Below are 24,339 nucleotides of genomic sequence, written 5' to 3'. Positions count from 1 at the left end.
CACGACTATACAAAACAAACCAAGACACTTATAATAGAATTATCAGTAAAAATGGAGGCATATCGGAATGAAATACTTCTTTACATTCTTTTGGGCGGTACTCTTATTAGAGATGGTTAATTTCGTACTTAATAGTCTCAATGGTGGTGGCCCTATTAACTTTATCGCGCCACTTATCTTAGCTGCATTGATGGTCCTTATCGTCGTATTAATTGATAACGCAATTAAACCTGATACATACCATCCAGTGAAAGATACGCAAAAGTAACTTTAGAAAGACATTGATTTAATGCTTTCTAAATAGTTTTTTAGAGGCGTAAATCGAATATAGATGATCACAATAAAACCTTCAAAATTCATCTCATTGAATTTTGAAGGTTTTATTTGTTCTATGCGCATCACTATGTGTGCTGTCTATTAATCGCTAAATCTTCATGTAGATGCCCAATCAAAATTTTAAGAGACGGCTCACTATTTTAGAAGAAAACATTTAACGACATCACTAACACTTAAAACTATTTCATATAAAAAAGAGACCATAAGGAATGCTCAAACTACAAGCTATTCTCCTTATCGTCTCAATCTATCTATTTAAATATTAATCGGTATGATTGCTTTTAAACCTCATGCGGTTTTTGAACTTCGAAAGTCATTTCACCATTTTTGATGTCACCATACACGTGTGTACCTTCTGGAAGGTTTTCTTTAATCATCATACGTGCTAATGGTGTTTCAACATGACGTTGAACGAAACGTTTCAATGGTCGTGCACCAAATTGTGGTTCATACGCAGTTTCGCCCATCCATTTTTTCGCAGCATCAGATATTTCTAATGTGATACGTTGATCTGTAAGACGCATATTTAAGTTTCTTAATACTTTATCTACGATTAACTGCATGTCATCAACAGATAATGGTTTAAATAAGACAATGTCGTCCATACGGTTTAATATTTCAGGTTTAAAATAACTATGCAAGCTATCCATCACCGCTTTTTCCGTGTCTTCTGTAATTTCTCCAGTATCTTTCACACGATCAAGTAAAATTTGAGAACCAATATTACTTGTCATGATGATAATTGTATTTTTAAAGTCTACACTTCTACCTTTAGAGTCAGTTAAACGACCATCATCTAAAATTTGAAGTAAAACATTGAACACATCAGAATGTGCTTTTTCAATTTCATCTAATAAAATTACTGAATACGGATTACGTCTAACGGCTTCTGTTAATTGTCCACCTTCATCATGACCGACATAACCTGGAGGCGCCCCGATAAGACGCGATACAGCGTGTTTTTCCATATATTCACTCATGTCGATTCGAATCATATGACGTTCTGAATCGAATAATGTTGACGCTAATGATTTTGCAAGCTCTGTTTTACCGACCCCAGTTGGACCTAAGAATAAAAATGACCCAATAGGACGATCCGGATCTTTAATACCTGCACGCGCACGGACTACCGCATCTGCCACTAAATCAACTGCTCTGTCTTGCCCTACAACACGTTCATGTAAAATATCTGATAATCCTAATAGTTTTTCTCGTTCTGTTTCAACAAGTTTTGAAACCGGTATGCCTGTCCATTGACTCACAATTTCACCGATTTCTTCATCCGTAACCACTTCACGTATAATACGGTCACTGTCTGCTCCTTGCGCTTCTTGGAAAGACGCTTCTAATTCTTTTAATTCTTTTTCAAGCTCAGGAATTTTACCATGTTGTAATTCTGCCGCTTTTTCTAAGTCATAATTATTTTCCGCGTCTTCTAAAGCTTTACGACTTTCATCAAGTTCAGTTCGTTTTTCTTGTACTTTAGCAATTTTCTCTTTTTCACTTTCTACACGTGATTGTAATTTTGCCTGAACTTCTTTTTCTTCTGCAAGTTCTTCTTGTAATTCTTTTAAACGGATTTGACTTGCTTCGTCTGATTCTTTTTTCAAGGCATTTTCTTCAATTTCTAATTGCATCACGCGTCGATTCACTTGGTCTAATTCTGTAGGGTTAGAACCCATTTCTGTACGGATCGTTGCTGAAGCTTGGTCGACAAGGTCAATCGCTTTATCCGGTAAAAATCGATCCGTAATATAACGATCTGAAAGCTCTGCAGCAGCAACTAATGCACGGTCTTGAATGCGTACCCCGTGATGGACTTCATAACGCTCTTTTAAACCACGTAAAATGGAAATCGTATCTTCAATATTAGGTTCTTTAACGTTTACTTTTTGGAAACGACGTTCTAATGCTGAATCTTTTTCAATATACTCACGGTATTCATTTAGAGTTGTTGCACCAATACAATGGAGTTCACCACGTGCAAGCATTGGTTTTAACATGTTACCAGCATCCATGGCACCGTCCGTTTTACCTGCACCTACTAACATATGAATTTCATCAATAAATAATAGAATGCGTCCATTCGAATCTTTGACTTCTTTTAAAACTGCTTTCAAACGTTCCTCAAATTCACCACGGTATTTAGCGCCGGCAACTAAAGCACTTAAATCCAGTTCAAAAACTGTTTTATCTAATAAAGAATCAGGCACATCACGTTTCACAATACGTTGCGCTAATCCTTCTACAATTGCTGTTTTACCTACACCTGGCTCACCGATTAACACCGGATTATTTTTTGTTTTACGACTTAATATACGAATCGTATTTCGAATTTCTTCATCACGACCAATCACCGGATCCATATTTCCTTTTCGGACTTCTTCAACAAGGTCGCGTCCGTATTTAGCTAATGCTTCGTAGTTTACTTCAGGGTTTTGAGTAGTCACGTGATTCCCTCCTCTAACTTTCTTAATGATTTCTTTAATCACTTCTTGTTTATTGCCCACATGTTGACGTGTAATATCATCAACGTCTATAGCGGCTCTCAATAGATGCTCCATCGAAATGAATGCATCTTCATATTCCTTCATATATTGCTCAGCTTTATTAAACACTTCATTCGTTTTCGAACCAAGATATTGCCCGTATTGTACGTTTTCCCCTTTAACAGAAGGATAACGGGATAATTTATCTGTATAGGCTTTATTTAAAGCTTCTGTATCTATATTGGCACGCTCTAATATACTTTGATATAAACTGTCAGGTTGTTCTAAAATCGCTTTTAATAAGGCTTCTATTTCTACATTTGTTAATTCATACTCTTTAGCATATTCAATGGCTTTTTGAAGCGCATTTTGAATAGAATGCGTTAATTGATTAATATCCAAAATGTCTCACTCCTTTATCTATTCTCGGTCAATTGACTTTGACTTTCTTTGACCTTAATTATATTATACGTTCGTACGTTATGAAATGCAACAATTTAGTTTGACTTTTTTTGACTAATTAGCCTACGTCATACTTATTTACTTTTTTACGTCATTTCAAACATTTTTATCACGTAATGAAAAAGAACCTCCTTATCATATGAGGAAGTTCTTCAATACATCTATCTTCTGTTTTAACTTACGCCTAATGCTATTTTGGCATAACGAGACATCATATCTTTCGTCCAAGGTGGATTCCACACAATGTTCACTTCAGTGTCTTTAATTTCAGGTAATTCACCTAGTGCTGTTTTGACTTGATCAACAATTTGTGGTCCCATTGGGCATCCAATAGATGTTAATGTCATCTCAACAGTACAAAGGCCATCATCATTTAAATCCACTTTATATACAAGGCCCAAATTGACGATATCAATACCGAGTTCTGGATCAATAACGTTTTCTAAAGCGCCTAAAATACTATCTTTTAAAGCCTCTTCCATGAGATTCACCTCTTCTAAATAATAACTACTCTCAATATATCAAAATTCAGACATTACGACAATAAAATGCTATGATAAGCATACATTGAAACTAGCGCATAAGGAGACCGTTATGAAACAACATTTAATTTGCCTCGATTTAGATGGCACTTTACTGAATGATGATAAAAATATTACCCCCTATACATTTAAAGTACTTAAAACATTACAATCCCAAGGGCATGCAATTATGATTTCAACAGGACGTCCTTTCCGAGCAAGTAAACGGTATTATGATGAACTCAATATGGATACACCTGTTGTTAATTTTAATGGTGCCTATGTCCACCATCCTAAAGATACTCATTTCCCGACACAACATTCCCGTTTAGATGAAGGCATTGCAACATGCATTATTGATACCTTAAAAACAATGAATGTTCAAAATATGATTGCTGAAGTCATGGACCAAGTATATCTTGATCGCTATGATGAAAACCTTTTCGAAGGGTTTAGTATGGGTGAGGCTAACATACAAGTGGGTGATTTACGAAAACTTTTGAAAGAAGATCCTACCAGCTTATTAATAGAAGCTGATGAACATCAGATTCCACGCATTAAAAAGATACTCACACGGTTTTACGCTGAAAATATTGAACACCGTCGTTGGGGTGCCCCTTTTCCAGTCATTGAAATTGTTAAACGTGGCATTAGTAAAGCCGTTGGTATAGATATTGTAAAAGATTATCTTCAAATTGAACGTCAACATATTATTGCTTTTGGTGACGAAGATAATGATATCGAAATGATTAAATATGCTAAACATGGCGTCGCTATGGCCAATGCCATTCCTGAACTCAAACATGTTGCAAAAGAAACGACCGCGTCTAATAATGAAGATGGTATCGGTATTTATTTAAATAATTATTTCCAATTAAATATAGCTAAAGACAACTAAGGAGGTCTACATATGAGTCAAAAAGTTATTGTCGTTGGCGCTGTTGCAGGTGGCGCTACTGCTGCTAGTCAACTTCGTCGTTTAGATTCAAGTGCACAGATTACTGTGTATGAAAAAGATAGAGATATGAGTTTTGCTAACTGCGGCTTACCTTATTATCTAGGAAATGTAGTTGAAACACGTGAAGCTTTACTTCCCATTACACCACAAATTTTTAAAGATAAGAAAAATATTCATGTGTTTGTAAAACATGAAGTCATTGCTGTTGATAGTCATGAAAACTACGTTACTGTCAAAAATCATGAGACAGGTGAACTATTCAAGGATCATTTTGATACGTTAATTTTGAGTCCTGGTGCACGAGCACATCATTTAAACTTTGATGCCCCCCACCTCTTTACTCTACGCAATATGGAGGACACGGATGCTATTGAAAACTATATCACTCAACATGAGGTGAATCGCGTACTCGTTGTCGGTGGTGGTTATGTAAGTTTAGAGGTATTAGAAAACATGTATCATCGTGGTTTATGTCCTACGCTTATCCATCGTTCTGAAGCGATTAATAAGCACATGGACCAAGATATGAATCAAGTTATTTTTGAAGCGTTAGAGGCACGTGACATACCTTACCGTTTAAATGAAGAAATTGAATCTATAGAAGGCAAAATGGTGACATTTAAATCTGGCATGAAAGAAGCTTATGATTTAATCATTACAGGGGTTGGTGTGAAACCGAACTCTGAATTCCTTAAACATTCCGGTATTACACTAGATGAAAAAGGTTATATTCCTGTCAACACACGTTTTCAAACGAATCAACCACATATTTATGCTCTAGGCGATATTATTACGAACCGTTATCGCCACGTTGATTTACAAGCACATGTGCCTTTAGCTTGGGGTGCACATCGCGGTGCAAGCGTGATTGCTGAACAATTGGCTGGACATAAAGATGTGACATTTAAAGGATTTTTAGGCGCAAACATTGTTAAGTTTTTCGATTATACGTTAGCAAGTACAGGGATTGGACCACATGAACTCAAACATTTTGATTATGAAATTGTGGATGTGGAACAAACAGCGCATGCGGGGTATTATCCTAATAATTCAAAATTACATTTACGCGCTTATTATGATAAGCACAACCGACGTTTGTTGCGCGCTGCAGCCATTGGTAAAGACGGTGTAGATAAGCGCATCGATGTTTTAACGATGGCTATGATGCACGAGGCAACGATTGATGATCTCACTGAATTTGAGGTCGCTTATGCACCACCTTATAGTCACCCTAAAGATGCCATTAATATGCTCGGTTATAAAGCTCGTTAATAAAGAAGCGATTGCAGTGTCTTAAATACTTATGATTTTCATGCACAAGATTAAATGTCTTTCTTTTTTTCAGCTCAGACATGAACGGTAGCGATGGATAAGACGCTAGTCGTCATTTAACTATTTAAGTTAAACAAAAAAAACAACCTTCAAAGTTCATTTACACATGAATTTTGAAGGTTGTTACATTATGGCCAACTCAAACTCTAGCCGTTTGAATTTAATGAAATAATTGCGTGATTGGACCCCAAGGTAAAATAATGCCTAAAATGATCGTTAAGAATGCAACGACCCATGTTGCAATAAATAGACCACGACTAGATGCTTTACGTTTTTTTCGTGCAATGGTTACTTCCATTAATCCTACAATAGCGATTCCCATTAACATTTTTAACGTTAACAACATATGGTTTGATCCTGCACTCGTGAACGCATTTGCAATTAGCCATACACCCGTAATTAGAACTAATAGCATAAATAAGCGCGTCGCCATATGTAACGGTTTAAATAGCGGTGTTGGACCTTGTTTATTTGAGAAATTCTCATAAGTAGCAAAAAATAAAATCAATAATATAATCCAACTTATAATATGCAAATTAATTAAAACCATTATAGACCCTCCTTTTATACATAACTTTATTGATTATACCATATTAATAGTATTCATTCATTTAAATAACCCGTCTGACGTAAACTTAAACACGTTTAACTTATCGTTAGAACCATTTTAAAATGATACTCATATTCATCAAAACGCCTTCAAAGTTCATATTAAATAATGACCTTTGAAGACGTTTATAATTTTTATTTTAACCATCAATCCATCCGTTAGTTATATCAACATACATGTGAATGAGGGTTTATTTTTCAATATAGTTTGTTAACGTTCCAATATTATCAACCGTTACTTTAACTTCATCACCAGGTTGTAAATATTGCGGTGGATTCATACCAGCCCCAACACCAGATGGCGTACCTGTCGCAATAATGTCACCAGGATGTAACGCCACATATTTTGAAATTTCTTCGATTAATTCGTCAATTTTCAAAATCATCTCAGATGTATTCCCATCTTGACGAATTTGATTGTTGACTTTCGTTACAATGTTGACATTTTCAGGTGTCGGCATTTCATCTTTAGTAACAATGTAAGGACCCATTGGGCAAGCCCCTGTTAAACTTTTAGATAAAAAGGCTTGATCATGCGCTTTTTGAGCTGTACGGTCCGTAATATCATTGATAATTGTGTATCCATACACATAATCAAGTGCCAGACCTTTTGGTATTTTTTCACCATATTTACCAATGACAATCCCTAGTTCACCTTCATAATCTAACGTGTCCGTAATATCTTTATGATTTGGAATTGTCGTTTCATCACCAGTTAATGATGATGCTGCTTTAGTAAATACGTATAAACGATTCACTTCATGATTTAACTCTTCTGCATGCGCTTTATAATTACGCCCAAATGCGATGACATTGTTTGTCGGTGTCACAGGAGGTAAAAATTCGATATCATCAAATTTTACTTTATACGCATCTCCGCGACCACTATCTTCAGCAGCAACGACAGCTTTACGCACTTGCTCTTGAAATTCAATCGTTTGATTTTGTTGTAATCCTTCTAATAATGTTTTGGGATGAAAGTCACCTTCAGCAAAGTCAGCAAATACTTTTGTTAAATCCCATGCTGCCTCTTCACGTTTTACTTTCACACCAAATGATGTTTCACCATTATGCTTGAATGATAAGAATTTCATTCATAATCAGCTCCTAACGTATTTCTTAACCACATTATAACGAAAATTTCAGATAAATCACACAGTTAACCTTTTAATTTAATCTATTACTAATGCGCCATACTTAAAGAAATATAAATATCCCGACACCTTTTGACCTGTAATTGTCTCTAAAGCTTTTTGGTAATATTTCATCTGAACTTGATACTTGTTTTTAAGCTGTTCGCCTACCTGTTCTTCTGTCATGCCTCGACGTCTCACGAAAGCATCTGTTTTATAATCTACAAAATAATGTTTCCCATCTTTAACAAAGACAACATCTATCATCCCTTGTATGATTGCTGCGTCAGTTTCGTGCGTGCCTTTTTCCATATCGTACTGATTTACGATAAAAGGTAATTCACGATATAGTGTGTCGCTTTGTGCAATAGTAAGATATAAATCACTTTGAACAAATCGTTTCACTTCTTCTATGCGTATATCTTTCACTGCATCTTCAGGTATAATCGCACGCGTCACGAGTGATTCAATGTATTGCTGTAACGCCTCATCAGAAAGTCTATGCTCATCAAAAGGCAAATGTTGCATCACAGTATGCATTAATGTTCCAATTTCTGATGCTGTACGTTTTTGAGACTCTAGAAACGCTGGACGTTGATATGTTGCAACCCCTAATCGATATTGACGGACACGATCATAATTGGTATCTGCTTGTTCAGTATCAAGTTGACGCTTTAATTCTGAAACAGATTGTTTAGATGCTAAATGCTGCGTGTGTTCATAAGGATATTGGAATAATAGTCGGTTTTCAATCTCTTGGATGATCGACGCGTTTTGTGCCGCTTGATTCGTCTCCACTTCAAGCGTCTCTAGATTCACACCTGACACTTCATGTTGTGTTTGCGGTAAGACATCTGATGCTTGAATATGATGCACTGATATTGACGGCGTAAGCGAGGTGTCATTCTCTTGTTCATCTTTAAATCTTAAATCATTAATTAAAGAGGTATTGTGATACTTGCTAAAAATACTGTAAATCAATTCGAAAGGATTCCGTGCATTAAAACGGTATAATGACGTCAACTTGTCATGTGCTATAGAGGCTTGGGTTAAAGCGTTTAACTTAGTTTCTTTTTTCTCTCGACCGATTAAAAAGAGTTGTTCCTTCGCTCGTGTTAATGCGACGTAAATAAGTCTCATTTCCTCGGAAATAATTTCTTTACGATTCACTAATTCTATACTCATTGATATCAACGATGGATAAAACAAACCGTGTGTCTCATCATAATATTGTAGCCCTAAACCTTCATATTGATTTAAAATAACAGGCTGATTTAAATCTGTCATATTAAAGTCACGTGTGAGTCCAGAGTAAATTACAAACGGAAACTCCAATCCTTTACTGCTATGAATGGTCATCATACGCACCACGTTGTCATTAGGACCTATCACATTTTCTTCACCAAAATCTTTCCCGCGCTCAATCATTTGATCGATAAAACGAATAAATTGAAATAGACCTCTAAAACTAGATTGTTCAAAATCAACTGCTTTATTAAACAGTCCATGAAGATTCGCACGTCGCCCTTTACCGCCAATTAAGCCACTAAAATACTGAATTAAATAATGGTCATTGTAAATTTTATCGATTAATTGGTAAACCGGGTGACTTTGACTGTATGTGCGGTACATAGACAAATCATTCATAAATCGCGATAACTTATCAAGTATGTTAGGTTGCGCATCTTCTGATTTCATATAATGTTGGATGGATTGATAAAAATAATCGTCATGCGGTGACACGACTCGAATTTCAGCTAATTCGTCTTCCGTAAATTGATAAATAACAGAACGCATCAAACCAACGAGATAAATATCTTGAAGTGGATTATCAATCACTCTTAGAAACGACAACATTAGCCTTATTTCCGTTTGTTCAAAATAGCCTTGTTTACTATTCACATATAATGGGATATCCCTATCTTTAAATACGTGTTGTAAATTGCGGGCATTACTATAACTTCTCTCTAATATAACGATATCTTTATACGTCGCTGGTCGATACTGCTTCGTTTTCACATCGTATACTTTTTTTGTATTAATGATAGAAGTTACCTGTTCTGCAATTAAATGTGCCTCTTGTTCAGAACCAGTCAAGTCACTGGATTCATCTTCAAGAAGGACATTAAAATGTAAAGGGACATCAGCATCATCAAACGGTGCGCCGTAATATAATCTTGCCGCAGCATCATACTCTATTTCGCCTATTTCAGTATCCATCATATGATGAAATAAGTAATTGGTTGTATTTAAAACTTCTTTACGAGATCTGAAATTTTGAGACAAATCAATGCGCCAACCACTAGACCCATCAGGTTGATTAAACGCTTGATATTTCTCAATAAATAAACTTGGATCTGCTTGTCTAAATTTATAGATAGATTGCTTCACATCACCCACCATGAACAAGTTACCATTTGAGGTATCACCACGTTTAAAACTTGAGATAATTTGCTCTTGCACTCTATTTGTATCTTGATATTCATCGACTAAAATCTCCTCAAATTTTTGTCGGTAAACATCTGCTATATCAGAAGGTTGCCCCGATGCATCGTATAAAATTTTTAATGCAAAGTGTTCATAATCTGTAAAATCTAACAGATTGCGTTCGCGTTTGGCTTTGTTAAAAGTCGAAATCACATCTTTAGTTAATTGACTTAAATAACGTACGCGCGGTGCTAAATGCGCAAGTTCATCTACAAGTGCATCATCATCGCGTGCTACAAGTTCATCTTTAACTTTCGACATAAATGATTTAAATTGATCAAAATGCGCTTTAAATGTCTCATACATGTCATTTTGCATCTCATCTTTACCAATGTCTTTAGGTTTCGTAGGCATGCGCCCAAATTCATACGTTTGAAGTTTCTTTTTATTGATTTGTGATTCAGACAAAAGTTGTTGTAACGCACGCCGATGCTCATCTATAAAAACAATGTGTTTATCTAGGTCTCCTAATACTTCTAACTGTGCATAGGCTTGTTCAATGGCATCTTGAGCTGCCTTTAAGTAAAGCAAACTATATTGATTAATAATGTTCAGATAATGACTTTGCAAATGCCGTTCGATATAAGGGGCATCGAGTTGATCCAACCATTTTTCAGGTTCAGGATTGGCGACGCTAAAGTAATACAAACTTTTAACGATTTGTCTCAAGCGTTCATCATTGCGATCCGAGCCGACTTGTTCTGTTAAATCAACGAAGTGTGGGTCAAGTTGCGCATAATGTGCTTCAAAGACTTCATCTATCACCGACTCTAAAAGGAGTACATTTTCAACTTCACTTGCCGTTCGGAAATTGGGGTCTATATTCAAAATATCATAATGTTGTTGAATCAATTTCAAACAAAAACTATGCAATGTAGAAATTTGAGCTTGATGTATTTTCGCCAATTGATTTTTAATATGTTGATTGGAAGGGTCTTCAAGTGCGGCTTGATGTATACGTGCTTCGATACGATGCTTCATTTCACGCGCACTTAAATTTGTAAATGTTACGACAAGTAAACGGTCTACATCGATACCATCTTTAAGGATGCGTTGAATAATCCGTTCTACTAAAACAGCTGTTTTACCTGACCCTGCTGCTGCAGCTACAAGTACATCTTTACCTTTGGCATAGATACTTTCCCATTGGGCATCTGTCCATTGAACATCTTTGGGCTTTTCAGGTATCGTCATTCATCTTCCTCCTCTCTTAAACAGTCTAACGGATTGATTTTTTCATCTACCGTACGATACTTTGGTGAATCTATTAAGCTATCCACATGACATACTGATTGGTAGTTACAAAAACGGCATGGTAGTGTTTCTTTATATTTTAGAGGGGCCACTTCCGTATGACCGTCCATAATATTTGAAGCGATATCTACAAAATTACGTTTATTATGTTGCATTAATTTATAAAGGGTGGCTTCATCCGCCACTTTGCTTGAACTATATGGCTCTCCATTTTTTTTGAGACGAAGTGGTACAACATCCGAACTAAACCCACCTATTAATCGTTTATCGTAGGCTTCAATGACGTCAGGATCACTATTCAATAAGCCACTGAGTTGATACGATTTTAAGAAAGCGGTCGTTAATTTATCTGTACTTAAATCCGACCATGTTCTTTTATCGTCTTTAAATTTATGCACATACATATATAAGAAGCCACCAGGTTTAACATCTGAAGCTAAACCTAATCTTGCTTTGTTTTGTAGTGCGATATCCATGTAGGTCATCATTTGCATTTGAAGCCCATAATACACTTTGACTAAATCTAAAGAAGCGCTCGATGTTGAGGATTTATAATCAATAATATTGATAAAGCTTTTATCATGCGTTTCATACGTATCAATTCGGTCAATTTGTCCTCGAATATTGATAGGAATACCTTGTCTTGTTTGAAGCGGTTGTGCAAACAATTCTTCCTTATTTCTCGGTTTCTTTCTAAATGCCTTTTCAAATGCAATAGGTCTAAATTGCGATTGTTCACTTTGATGTTTTAACGCTTGTAATGTCGCTTGAATGATCGCACCGATACGTTGTGCTAAATACTGATAATACGACGTTGAGTTGAGTAGATTATATTGCACCTCTGGTAAATAATACGCTAATGCTTCATCAGTGAGCAGTTGTATTTGTTTAACTGAAAGTTGATTAAATCGACCTTCAACTTTTTCAGCGATATAGCGTAAAACGTCGTGAAAAATGGTACCCAAATCGAAGCTTTGTAATTGATATTTTGAACGTTCATTTAACTTTAACCCGTGTGATGCAAAATGTTTAAATGGACAACTTTGATAGCCTTCGAACCTTGAAACACTCGCATTAATTGTCTTACCGTATAACGCTTGTGTAAGGTTTTGATTAAGGGTTACCGTCTCATTACGATACGTTAATGCTGTTTTCAAATGGTCTAACCCTTGAGATAATGAAGTGTGTGCCGCCATCACAGCATTAACTGCATACCAAGTATCAGAAATGAGCTCGCCTTCTAAAGCTGATTTTAAAGCCTCAAATAAATGCACTTTCGTTTGATGGGGATGTGCAACCAGTGACAACGTGTTACGTTTATGTTCACGTACGATGGATGTTACGTTTAATTGCTGAAATAACTGAATCATATCGTTTAGAAATGGGCTTTTTTCCTTTTCGCTACCGCTACTATCCATAAGACTGTAGCTAAGTGTAAGTGCATGCGTCGCACGTGTCATCGCATGGTAACATACAAACGCCTCATCCATTTGTAAAATATCAGCGGTCGGACTCAACGGCGTATGTGTCACAGCTTCAAAATGTTTTTTCTCATCATCTGATATTAAACTTTTACTAGATAACGCTTGTGGCATAACACCATCATTCATACCTATCATGTAAATATGTTTTTTATTGTCCACTTTAGCTAAATCCATAGAGCCAACTGTAATTTGATCAAGTGTTTGTGGAATCATTGAAAATTCAAGTTCATTCAAGCCTACATCTAATATTTCTAAAAAACGAGATAATGACATCGCTTGCGTCCCAAATACAGTAACAACATCATCTAATACACGGCTAAAGCCATTCCATATTTGATCTATTTCTTCAGCTTCCGTATGTTTTCCCATTTCATCAAGTATATCGCGTTCAGTCATTAATTGATGTGGCAACTCGAAATTTTCCATTACTTCATAAAATGCTGTTGCATAGTCACATGCATGTTGCCCTTCTGTCAATCGAGATTCAAACGTAAGTAATTTTTCGAAAACATTGTCTTTTAAAGCTATCACACGTTCAAATAACGCACGTGTGTCTTCATTTAACTTTTTATGTTTAATCCCCATTTTTTCAAATTGGTCTATAGTAAAATATTTAGGGTCTAGCCAACGTTTTCCATAGATGCCACGTTCTAAAGCGTAATTTTCGAGTATATCAATGCGATGTAAACTATCATCATATTGACGAGTTAATACATTTGTTTTTAGTAATCGCATTAATGGATCGAATTGCCATGTCGTTTGAATGACTTCGATGAGTGCGCGTAACATTTCCATAACAGGATGATGTGTCATCGATTTTTTAATATCTAAACTATAAGGAATATCAAATTGCGGTAAAATCGCATCTAACAAATAGGGATAGCTAGGATCCCTGTATAAAATGGCAATATCTTTATAACGATAACCTTCTTCACGCACATCTTTTAAAATGCGTCGTGCAATTTCATTGACTTCATCTCGAGTTGTTGGTGACTCTAATATGCGAAGCGACGTAGCGTCCGTTGATGACTGTTCAGGAATTAAAGCATCAAAATGTTTTTCTAAATGTCTTAAAGCATCATTTTGAAATCGATATACTTCATTAAAATATGAGTGCTGCAACGTTACATCTAATTTTGTCGCAATATCCTCTATATGTTGCAACGATTCTGACGGTTTTCGAAACATACTAAATGCATCCATATCTCCGTTGGTCGTCAAACTGATTGTCACTGATTGAGTGTGCTTCACAAGTGCTTCGATTATTTGATATTCTTGTGTTGAAAAGTTGTGAAAACCATCGATATAAATATCTGCGTTCGCTAGCCACGTTGAATTTGGAATCAACTGAATAAATCGATTCATTTGCGCTTCCGGTGTTATAAAAGTATCGGATAAGCGTTGATTGAGTTGATGATAGATGAGGGCAATGTCGTGCAATTTATCTCGTGTACGACGATCAAAAGTTTCATCATTCGAAGCCGCTTCTACCATGTCAGCACTAACGTCGTATTTTTCAAAGTCTTGAATTTGCTCTCTCATTTTCGTGCTAAAGCCGAGATAAGCGGTTTGAGCATGATATAACTTAAGATTGTCTTTTTGTTCTTGTAAAATGTCATACAACATCATTTCAATTGCATTTGTTGACAAGCGTGTTTCATGCACGCCACCCAATTCTTGAAAAACACGGTGGCTCAACCTTTCAAAGTGTAATACTTCTGCACGCATACTCCCTTTTAGAGCACTATCATTTACTAATGCTTGCTCATACAAATACGTCCCTTGCATCGGTGTGATTAGCACGATGGGATCGCCTAATGGTTGTGCTTGTAATTTGTTTTTAATTTCATTTAGAATTGCCGTACTTTTACCCGTTCCTGCACGACCTAGAAATGTACGAAACATGTCCTCACCCCTTTTATTACGTATACATTTACGCTTATTATAGCACTCTCATTTCAATTTGCTCTACCGCATTCATATGAATTCAATATAAAAAGAGCAAGATTAGAAATCATCTTCATTTCTATCCTACTCTCCGACACTTTATCGTATTAATTTTTAGTGTTTTCTGGATTAAAGTTCACTTTAAATTCACTGAAAGGCCAGAATCTTAATGACACTTTCCCTACGATTTGCTTTTTATCGATTAAACCAAACGCGCGACTATCCTTACTCACTTCACGATTGTCACCTAAAACAAGATACTTGTCTGCTGGGATTTTGTATTGACCGCCACTATTTGGTAAGTCAGATGATTTAAAAGAACCTGTAATCTCTTCATAATTTTTATGTTTCATATTGTAATCTAAATACGGCTCTGCTGTTTTTTTACCATTCACAAATAACACATCATGCTTATATTCAATATGATCTCCTGGGACACCAATAATTCGTTTCACATAATCACTATTTTCATCGGCGTGAAAAACAATGACATTACCACGATCCAAATGACCGAATGTTTTTCCAAGTTTATTTACAATCACACGTTCTCCGTCTTTTAACGTCGGGTCCATAGAATCCCCTTTAACATTATAAGGTTTTATTACAAAGGCATACAACAAGCCTACAATTAATAATGCTAAACCTATGGACACCAACCATTCCATCGTTTCTTTTCTCAATCCTGACACCTCTAGTCCTCTAAATTTAAAGTTATTTTTTCAAATGGATAATAACGAAGTAAAATCGTACCTATTATATCATTTTTACGCACAGTTCCAAATGGTTCGGTATTATGACCTTTCGAATTATGTTGCAATACCACATATTGTCCGGGCGCTATAATATCACTTTCTTGTTGTGATAAACGACGAGATGCCCATGAACCAATATGCAACTGTTCAATGTGCGTATCTTTAACACGTTGATTATCAATATACAATTCATTGTTTTGTATTGCAATAGATTGTCCTGGCTTACCAATAACACGGCCAATTTTAAATTGGTCTTTATTGCGATAAACCACATAATCTTTATAATCAATGGTATTGAGACGTGGCGCAAGTTGATTAATTAAAAAACGATCACCTTGCTGTATCATAGGTGTCCATTGATGCGATGTCACTCGGAACGGTACGATGATAAAAAGAATCATAATGAATATCACTATACAGGCGCAGAACGCAGATATCATATATTTTATACTCTTTTTCAACTGGCGCACCTCTCTAAAATTTAAGTTTATTTATTATACTGTATTTGATTCATGGTGTAATCCAACTTAAGAATGAGAAAGGGAAACGCTAACAACAAAAACAGGCGGTTCATCGACGTTGTTCACGTCAACTTACCCCCTGTATTTTTTTCATTTAATAGTTTACATTCTATAAACGCGCTTCAAGTTCTTTCTTTTTATCTTCAAATCCAGGTTTACCTAATAAAGCAAACATATTTTGTTTGTAAGCTTCAACACCTGGTTGGTTGAAAGGATTTACGCCTAATTGATAGCCACTCATTGCAACTGCTTTTTCAAAGAAGTAAACAAGATAACCATACGTAAACGCATCTAATTGTGGTACTTTAACAACTAAGTTTGGCACGCCACCATCAGTATGCGCAAGTAAAGTCCCTTCAAATGCTTTTGTATTCACATCATCAACCGTTTTACCTGCTAAATAATTCAGTCCATCTAAATCATCTTCATCTTTTTCAATTGTAATGCTGTGTTTCGGTGACTCGACTTTTAATACCGTTTCAAATAAGAAACGACGTCCTTCTTGCACGTATTGACCTAATGAATGTAAGTCTGTCGTAAAGTTCGCACTTGATGGATAAATACCTTTTAAGTCTTTACCTTCAGACTCACCGAATAATTGTTTCCACCATTCATTGAAATATTGTAAAGAGGGTTCATAGTTAATGAGCATCTCTGTCGTGTAGCCTTTACTGTATAGAATATTACGGATAGTTGCATATTGATACGCAATATTTTGTGTTACATCATCAGAACTTAATTCTTCACGTGCTGAAGCTGCACCAGACATCATTGCCTCAATATCAATACCTGCAACAGCAATTGGTAAAAGACCTACAGCTGTTAAAACAGAGAAACGACCGCCCACATCATCAGGGACAATAAATGATTCATACCCTTCATTTGTAGCGAGTTGCTTTAAAGCACCTTTTTCTTTATCTGTCGTAGCAAAAATACGCTTCACTGCTTCTTCTTTACCATATTTATCTTCTAATAATTTTTTGAAAAGACGGAATGCGACTGCAGGTTCTGTAGTTGTACCTGATTTAGAAATCACATTCACAGAAAAGTCTTTGCCTTCTAAATAATCAATCAGTTCTTGTGTATATGTTGACGATAAATGATGTCCTGCAAAGATAATTTCAGGCGTATCTTTATCTTTTTTAAATGCTGGTGTTAACATTTCAATTGCTGAACGCGCACCTAAATACGATCCACCAATTCCAATGACAACCAATACGTCAGAATTTGATTTAATTTGTTCCGCTGATTTTTGAATACGAGCAAATTCCGCTTTATCATAATCAACTGGTAAATCGACCCAACCTAAAAAGTCGCTACCTGCTCCTGTGCCCTCGTGAATCGTACGGTGTACGCTTTTAACAAGGTCAGCTTGTTGATCGATTTCGTGTTGCTTAAAGAATGATAACGCTTTTTGATAATCTAATTGAATATGTGTCATGCACTGCGCCTCCTAAATATCTAACTATCGTTATTTTACTAGGATTTTCATACATTTTCAATTTTCAAACATCGTTTATAATGACGATTCGATGACTTTTTATATGTATATTTATTTACATACTTGCATAATAAATCATTTGTGGTATAGTAAGTGCTATACAATTTAACGACATACGTAGGGGGAATAGGAAATGAATAAACAAAAAGTAGTATTAGCATATTCTGGTGGATTGGATACAAGTGTAGCTGTTCAATGGCTTATCGATCAAGGTTATGAGGTTGTAGCATGTTGTTTAGACGTTGGTGAAGGTAAAGATTTAGATGTCGTTTACCAAAAAGCGTTAGATATGGGTGCTATCGAGTCTCATGTTATAGATGCAACAAAAGAATTTAGTGAAGATTACGTTGGTTATGCAATCAAAGGGAACTTAATGTATGAACAAACATATCCATTAGTATCTGCACTATCACGTCCATTGATTTCTAAAAAGTTAGTAGAAATCGCGCATGCGACCAATGCAGACGCGATTGCGCACGGATGTACTGGAAAAGGTAACGATCAAGTACGTTTTGAAGTCGCTATTAAAGCATTGGATCCAAACCTTAAAGTCATCGCACCTGTTAGAGAATGGGGATGGAGTCGTGAAGAAGAAATCGATTATGCAAAAAAACATAATATCCCTGTACCGATTGGCAAAGAATCACCTTATTCTATTGACCAAAACTTATGGGGCCGTAGTAATGAATGTGGTGTTTTAGAAGATCCATTTGTCGCACCGCCTAAAGATGCATTTGATTTAACAAATGAATTAGAAGATACTCCAGATACGCCTGAAGAAATATTAATTACATTTAATAAAGGTATCCCTACTCATATAGATGGAAAAGCTTATGCACTAGATGATCTCATTTTACATTTAAATGAAGTTGCAGGTAAGCATGGTATTGGTCGTATCGATCACATTGAAAATAGACTTGTCGGTATCAAATCACGTGAAGTTTATGAAACACCAGGTGCAGAAGTCATTTTAACTGCACATAAAGCGTTAGAATCCATTACATTAACAAAAGACGTAGCGCATTTTAAACCAATTATTGAAAAACAATTCGCTGAGCAAGTCTATAATGGTTTATGGTTCTCACCTTTAACAGATGCATTGAAAGTATTTGTAGATCAAACGCAACAAAATGTCACGGGTGAAGTACGTGTGAAATTATTTAAAGGACACGCAATTGCTAATGGAAGAAAATCTGATTACACGTTATACAATGAGCAACTCGCAACATATACGAAGGAAGATGCGTTCAATCAATCATCTGCTGTTGGCTTTATTGATATTTATGGTTTACCTACACAAGTCAACGCAATGCAAAATGGAGGTTATCAAAATGACTAAAAAAGCTTGGGGCGGTCGTTTTGAGGAAAAACCTGAAGCGTGGGTCGATGCATTCAATGCATCGATTCATTTTGATAAAACATTAATTGATGAAGACATTCAGGGGAGCATTGCACATGCTACGATGCTCTACCATCAAAATGTACTGACACAAAAAGAAAGTGAAGCAATCATTAATGGTTTAAAAGCCATTCAAAAAGATTATCACGATGGCAATATTGAATTTCAAACTTCATTAGAAGACATCCATCTCAATATTGAACATGAACTCATTCAACGTATCGGTGCCGTTGGTGGCAAATTGCATACCGGAAGAAGCCGAAACGATCAAGTTGCCACTGACATGCATCTGTATACTAAAAAAGAAGTAAAACAAATCATTGAAGCGATCGAATTGTTTCAAAAAACCATTGTTAACTTAGCAGATGAACATGTCGAAACCATTATGCCTGGTTACACGCATTTACAGCGTGCGCAACCGATATCTTTTGCGCATCATATAATGACGTATTTTTGGATGTTAGAGCGTGATAAAGGACGTTTCAAAGACGCTTTAAAACGTATCGACATTTCCCCTCTTGGGGCAGCAGCTTTAAGTGGTACAACCTATCCTATTGATCGTCACGAAACGCAACAACTTTTAGGTTTTGCGTCTATTTATGAAAACAGTTTAGATGCTGTAAGCGATAGAGATTATATTGTTGAGACGCTGCATGCAATCAGTTTGACTATGGTACACTTATCTCGTTTTGCGGAAGAAATCATCTTTTGGTCATCTGAAGAAGCAAAATTTGTTACACTATCTGATGCATTTTCAACTGGTTCATCTATCATGCCTCAGAAGAAAAACCCTGATATGGCTGAATTAATACGTGGTAAAGTGGGACGAACTACAGGTCATTTAATGAGCTTGTTTATGACTCTAAAAGGTTTACCGCTAGCATATAACAAAGATATGCAGGAAGATAAAGAGGGGCTATTTGATGCAATACACACCCTTAAAGGCTCTTTACGTATCTTCGACGGAATGGTAGGAAGTATGACAGTGAATACCGAACGCTTAACACAAGTGGTTAAGTCTGACTTCTCCAACGCCACTGAACTCGCAGATTATCTTGTTGTAAAAGGCATACCATTTAGAGAAGCTCATGAAATCGTAGGTAAAATTGTATTATGGTGCATTCAAAATGAGATGTTTTTATTAGATGTGCCACTTGACGTTTATAAACAACATCATCACGCCATCGATAAAGATATTTATACGTATTTACAACCTGCTGAAGCGGTAAAACGTAGAAAAAGTTATGGTTCTACAGGTCAGGATGCCGTGAAACATCAAATTTCTGTAGCAAAAACTTTGATTTAATATCAATATTATTAAAGCTCCGTTAATGTTAACGGAGCTTTTTTAATTTATTTTTAAGACTTATAATTATTGTTAAATCCTATTGTGTTTGCATATTATATACTATAATTTAAAGGAGCATTACCATAAATATTAAGGAGGATTTATCATGAAGCATTATTCAAAAATAATTATCTCTTCAAGTTTAGTCGCATCTTTAATGATTGGAGGCATCGCAATACCTTCTCAAGTTGATGCGGGCTCTTCACAAAGCGCTGCAAATCATAATCAAGCTACTCCTTTATCTCCAAGTGTACATAACGTCTTAAACAAAAAACATGTAACAATTGGTCACCGTGGTGCCAGTGGTTATGCACCAGAACATACCATCCCTTCATATGATAAAAGTATCAATGAAATGGGTTCTGACTTTTTAGAAATCGATTTACAAATGACTAAAGATGGGCACCTCGTTGCCATGCATGATGAAACAGTTGATCGTACAACGAATGGTACCGGTCGTGTTGATCAATTAACACTTGCTCAATTAAAACAGTTAGACGCAGGCAGTTGGTTTAATCAAGCTCATCCTGAATATAAAAATCCAAAATATGTTGGCCAAAAAGTACTTACACTCGATGAAATTTTTAAACGCTACGGTAAGCGTACGAATTTCTACATTGAAACAAAATCCCCTGAAGTCTATCCAGGTATGGAAGAAAAATTATTACAAACTATGCATAAATATCGTTTAGATAAGAAAAACTTTCTTGCTAATGGTAAAGTTGTCATTCAATCATTTTCACAAGCAAGTTTACAAAAAACGCACAAACTCAATCCGAACATTCCACTTATTCAATTGACAGATGTAGGTCAATTAACAGCGATGACGGATAAAGATTTACAAACAGTAAAACAGTATGCTGTTGGTATTGGTCCTGACTATCATGACTTAAATGCGCAAAACACGAAACATTTAAGAGACTTAGGTTTCTATATTCACCCTTATACCGTTAATACAGTACCAGACATGAAACGCTTAAATCAATATGGCGTAACAGGCGTATTCACTAACTATCCTGATTTATACAGTAACCTTATTAAACATTAATATTATGATGTTTTCACAAGCAACTTCATTTTTAGTATATGCTTCCACAAATGTTTGCTTAAAAAGCGATTTATTGACAAAAAAACCGCAAAGTGGTTCTCTCCACTTTGCGGTTTTCACATGTATTATGCCCAACCACGGTAACGAGCTGCTTCTGCAGTGCGCTTAATGCCAACAATGTATGCTGCCAAACGCATATCGATTTTACGATTTTGGGATAAGTTATAAATTGTATCAAAAGCAGTAATTAATTTTTCACGAAGTTTTTCATTCACTTCTTCTTCTGTCCAATAGTAACCTGTATTATTTTGAACCCATTCGAAATAAGATACTGTAACGCCACCAGCACTTGCTAACACGTCTGGAACAAGTAATACGCCGCGGTCAGTTAATATTTTAGTTGCTTCAGGTGTTGTAGGACCATTTGCAGCCTCTACAACAATCTCGGCTTTAATATCATTAGCATTATCAGCAGTGATTTGGTTTGCAATCGCCGCTGGTACTAAGATGTCACAATCAAGTTCAAATAATTCTTTATTTGAGATGGTATCTTCGAATAAGTTAGTCACGGTACCAAAACTATCACGGCGATCAAGTAAATAATCTATGTCTAAACCTTCTGGGTCGTGTAATGCACCATAAGCATCTGAAATTCCTACAATTTTAGCCCCTTGATCATATAGGAATTTAGCTAGGAAACTACCTGCATTACCGAATCCTTGTATTACGATACGTGAATCTTTAATTGTTTTACCACGACGTTTTGCAGCTTCTTCGATTGCAATAACAACACCTAAAGCTGTTGAACGGTCACGTCCTTGTGAACCACCAAGCACAATCGGTTTCCCTGTGATAAAACCAGGAGAGTTAAATTCGTCCATTTGACTGTATTCATCCATCATCCATGCCATGATTTGAGAATTTGTAAATACGTCAGGTGCTGGAATATCTTTAGTCGGTCCAACAATTTGTGAAATTGCACGTACGTACCCTCTTGACAGACATTCAACTTCATGAATGCTCATTTGACGTGGGTCACATACAATACCGCCTTTACCACCGCCATATGGTAAGTTGACGATACCACATTTTAAAGTCATCCACATAGAAAGTGCTTTTACTTCTTCTTCATCTACATCTGGATGGAAACGTACCCCACCTTTTGTAGGTCCTACAGCATCATTATGTTGCGCACGGTACCCTGTAAAAGTTTTTACCGTTCCATCATCCATTTTCACCGGAATACGAACTGTTAAAAATCTCAAAGGTTCTTTAATCAACTCATACATACCATCGTCGAAACCCAATTTATGCATTGCTTCTTTAATGATACCTTGAGTTGACGTCACTAGATTGTTTTTTTCAGCCATGATCCATTTCGCCTCTTTTTCCTACTTTGTTTTCGCTTACATAAGTCATTGTAACATAAGCAATACTTTTTTAAAGCCTTTTAGGTCTAGTATAAAAGTATAAAAAATAGTTATTATATCAATGGGATTTTTAAAAAAATTCCATTATGCAAACACATGTTATTTAGATTCTGCAAATACTTTTTTCACTTTATCAATGGCATAATCAAGCTCTTCTTTAGTAATGACTAAAGGTGGTGCGAAACGAATCACGGTATCATGTGTTTCTTTACATAAAATACCTTCTTCTTTAAGACGTTCACAATATGGTCGCGCATTTTCATTTAATTCAACACCAATAAATAAGCCACGTCCACGTACTTCTTTAATGGATGGATGATCAATGTCTAATAATGCATTTTTAAAATATTCTCCAAGTTCTTGTGAACGTCCTGGTAAATCTTCATCCACGATAACATCTAACGCAGCAATGGATGCCGCACATGCCAATGGGTTACCTCCAAATGTTGAACCGTGTGAGCCTGGTGTAAAGACGTCTAGCACTTCTTTGTCAGCAAGTACAACAGAAATCGGGAATACGCCACCACCTAAGGCTTTTCCTAAAATATAAATATCAGGTTTTACTTCATCCCAGTCTGTCGCAAATAACTTACCTGTACGGCCTAAACCTGCCTGAATTTCATCAGCAATAAATAAAACATTATGTTCATCACATAATTCACGTACTTGTTTTAAATAACCTTTAGGAGGAATATTAATGCCTGCCTCACCTTGTATAGGCTCAATTAAAACTGCAGCCGTGTTCTCATTAATCACTTCTTTTAATTGTTCAATATTTCCAAATTCAACATTTGTGAATCCTTCTAAAAGCGGACCATAACCACGTTGATATTCTTTTTCAGAGGACAATGACACTGGTGCCATCGTACGGCCATGGAAGTTTCCAACCATTGCTATGATTTCAGCATCGTTCGGTTTAATACCCTTAACATCATACGCCCAACGACGTGCAGCTTTTAATGCTGTTTCAACCGCTTCTGCACCCGTGTTCATTGGTAGTGCCTTTTCTTTACCTGAAAGCTTACAAATTTTTTCATACCATTCGCCTAAGTTTGCACTGTGGAATGCACGAGACACAAGCGTTACTTTATCCGCTTGGTCTTTAAGTGCTTGAATAATTTTTGGATGACGGTGACCTTGGTTCACTGCAGAGTAAGCAGCGAGCATATCCATATATTTATTGCCTTCTGGATCCTTCACCCATACACCTTCAGCTTCTGAAATCACAATTGGGAGTGGCAAGTAGTTATGTGCACCATAATGATTTGTAAGTTCGATAATTTGTTCTGATTGATTCGTCACTTTAAACGCCCCTTTTTTAATTAATA

At 36.1% G+C, this 24,339-nt stretch carries 17 protein-coding genes; 6 read left to right on the top strand and 11 right to left on the bottom strand.

All coding sequences use genetic code 11. From position 1 onward, the window contains the following. Positions 1–67 precede the first annotated feature (67 nt). Entirely contained in the window at positions 68–268 is a 201-nt protein-coding gene (locus tag GJE18_RS02900) for a YjzD family protein (RefSeq protein ID WP_060550675.1), read from the top strand. Positions 269–617: 349 nt separating this feature from the next. On the opposite strand, the gene clpB is transcribed toward GJE18_RS02900, so the two are convergent. Both clpB and GJE18_RS02890 read right to left on the bottom strand, forming a co-directional pair. Beyond that, positions 618–3,227, bottom strand: a complete 2,610-nt coding sequence (gene clpB / locus GJE18_RS02895) for an ATP-dependent chaperone ClpB (RefSeq protein WP_107368368.1) — start codon at positions 3,225–3,227, stop codon at positions 618–620. A 233-nt stretch (positions 3,228–3,460) separates the two neighbouring features. Continuing rightward, positions 3,461–3,769, bottom strand: a complete 309-nt coding sequence (locus tag GJE18_RS02890; RefSeq protein ID WP_037566840.1) for a metal-sulfur cluster assembly factor — start codon at positions 3,767–3,769, stop codon at positions 3,461–3,463. A gap of 112 nt (positions 3,770–3,881) precedes the next feature. Here GJE18_RS02890 and GJE18_RS02885 point away from each other — a divergent pair, with 112 nt between their 5' ends. Both GJE18_RS02885 and GJE18_RS02880 read left to right on the top strand, forming a co-directional pair. After that, positions 3,882–4,706 carry a Cof-type HAD-IIB family hydrolase gene (locus tag GJE18_RS02885; RefSeq protein WP_060550673.1) on the top strand — a complete coding sequence of 275 codons (825 nt, stop codon included), beginning with the start codon at positions 3,882–3,884 and terminating at the stop codon, positions 4,704–4,706. A 12-nt stretch (positions 4,707–4,718) separates the two neighbouring features. Next, positions 4,719–6,038: a CoA-disulfide reductase gene (locus tag GJE18_RS02880; protein ID WP_060550672.1), complete on the top strand. Its 1,320-nt coding sequence runs from the start codon at positions 4,719–4,721 to the stop codon at positions 6,036–6,038. A 220-nt stretch (positions 6,039–6,258) separates the two neighbouring features. Here the strand turns inward: GJE18_RS02880 and GJE18_RS02875 are convergent, their stop codons facing one another. The 7 genes from GJE18_RS02875 to GJE18_RS02845 form a co-directional block, all read right to left on the bottom strand. Beyond that, entirely contained in the window at positions 6,259–6,648 is a 390-nt protein-coding gene (locus GJE18_RS02875; protein ID WP_060550671.1) for a YisL family protein, read from the bottom strand. 250 nt (positions 6,649–6,898) lie between these two features. After that, positions 6,899–7,801 (bottom strand): fumarylacetoacetate hydrolase family protein, encoded by a 903-nt coding sequence (locus GJE18_RS02870; protein ID WP_037566832.1) that lies wholly within the window; start codon positions 7,799–7,801, stop codon positions 6,899–6,901. A gap of 78 nt (positions 7,802–7,879) precedes the next feature. Continuing rightward, positions 7,880–11,521 carry a helicase-exonuclease AddAB subunit AddA gene (gene addA / locus GJE18_RS02865; protein WP_107368367.1) on the bottom strand — a complete coding sequence of 1,214 codons (3,642 nt, stop codon included), beginning with the start codon at positions 11,519–11,521 and terminating at the stop codon, positions 7,880–7,882. Beyond that, positions 11,518–14,970, bottom strand: coding sequence for a helicase-exonuclease AddAB subunit AddB (gene addB / locus GJE18_RS02860; RefSeq protein WP_107368366.1), 3,453 nt, complete (start codon positions 14,968–14,970; stop codon positions 11,518–11,520). Before addB ends, addA begins: the two co-directional genes overlap by 4 nt. 149 nt (positions 14,971–15,119) lie before the next feature. Next, positions 15,120–15,692, bottom strand: a complete 573-nt coding sequence (gene lepB, locus GJE18_RS02855; RefSeq protein WP_107368376.1) for a signal peptidase I — start codon at positions 15,690–15,692, stop codon at positions 15,120–15,122. 11 nt (positions 15,693–15,703) lie between these two features. Beyond that, a complete protein-coding gene (gene lepB, locus GJE18_RS02850) occupies positions 15,704–16,204 on the bottom strand; it encodes a signal peptidase I (protein ID WP_082624710.1) in 501 nt (166 codons plus the stop codon). 190 nt (positions 16,205–16,394) lie between these two features. Continuing rightward, positions 16,395–17,726, bottom strand: coding sequence for a glucose-6-phosphate isomerase (locus tag GJE18_RS02845; RefSeq protein WP_107368365.1), 1,332 nt, complete (start codon positions 17,724–17,726; stop codon positions 16,395–16,397). Between the two features lie 193 nt (positions 17,727–17,919). Between GJE18_RS02845 and GJE18_RS02840 the strand changes: the two genes are divergently transcribed. The 3 genes from GJE18_RS02840 (at position 17,920) to GJE18_RS02830 (ending at position 21,581) form a co-directional block, all read left to right on the top strand. Beyond that, entirely contained in the window at positions 17,920–19,125 is a 1,206-nt protein-coding gene (locus GJE18_RS02840) for an argininosuccinate synthase (protein ID WP_103345744.1), read from the top strand. Then, a complete protein-coding gene (gene argH, locus GJE18_RS02835) occupies positions 19,118–20,491 on the top strand; it encodes an argininosuccinate lyase (RefSeq protein WP_060550666.1) in 1,374 nt (457 codons plus the stop codon). The genes GJE18_RS02840 and argH overlap by 8 nt, the downstream gene beginning before the upstream one ends. Before the next feature lie 148 nt (positions 20,492–20,639). Next, entirely contained in the window at positions 20,640–21,581 is a 942-nt protein-coding gene (locus GJE18_RS02830; protein ID WP_060550665.1) for a glycerophosphodiester phosphodiesterase, read from the top strand. Positions 21,582–21,706: 125 nt separating this feature from the next. On the opposite strand, the gene GJE18_RS02825 is transcribed toward GJE18_RS02830, so the two are convergent. Together GJE18_RS02825 and GJE18_RS02820 are read right to left on the bottom strand one after the other, a co-directional pair. After that, positions 21,707–22,951: a Glu/Leu/Phe/Val family dehydrogenase gene (locus GJE18_RS02825; protein ID WP_165886079.1), complete on the bottom strand. Its 1,245-nt coding sequence runs from the start codon at positions 22,949–22,951 to the stop codon at positions 21,707–21,709. Positions 22,952–23,110: 159 nt separating this feature from the next. Continuing rightward, positions 23,111–24,313, bottom strand: a complete 1,203-nt coding sequence (locus GJE18_RS02820) for an ornithine--oxo-acid transaminase (protein ID WP_103345747.1) — start codon at positions 24,311–24,313, stop codon at positions 23,111–23,113. Positions 24,314–24,339 lie beyond the last annotated feature (26 nt).

Source organism: Staphylococcus agnetis, from assembly GCF_011466855.1.
Taxonomy (GTDB): Bacteria; Bacillota; Bacilli; order Staphylococcales; family Staphylococcaceae; genus Staphylococcus; species Staphylococcus agnetis.
This window is presented reverse-complemented; position numbering and strand designations above follow the sequence as displayed.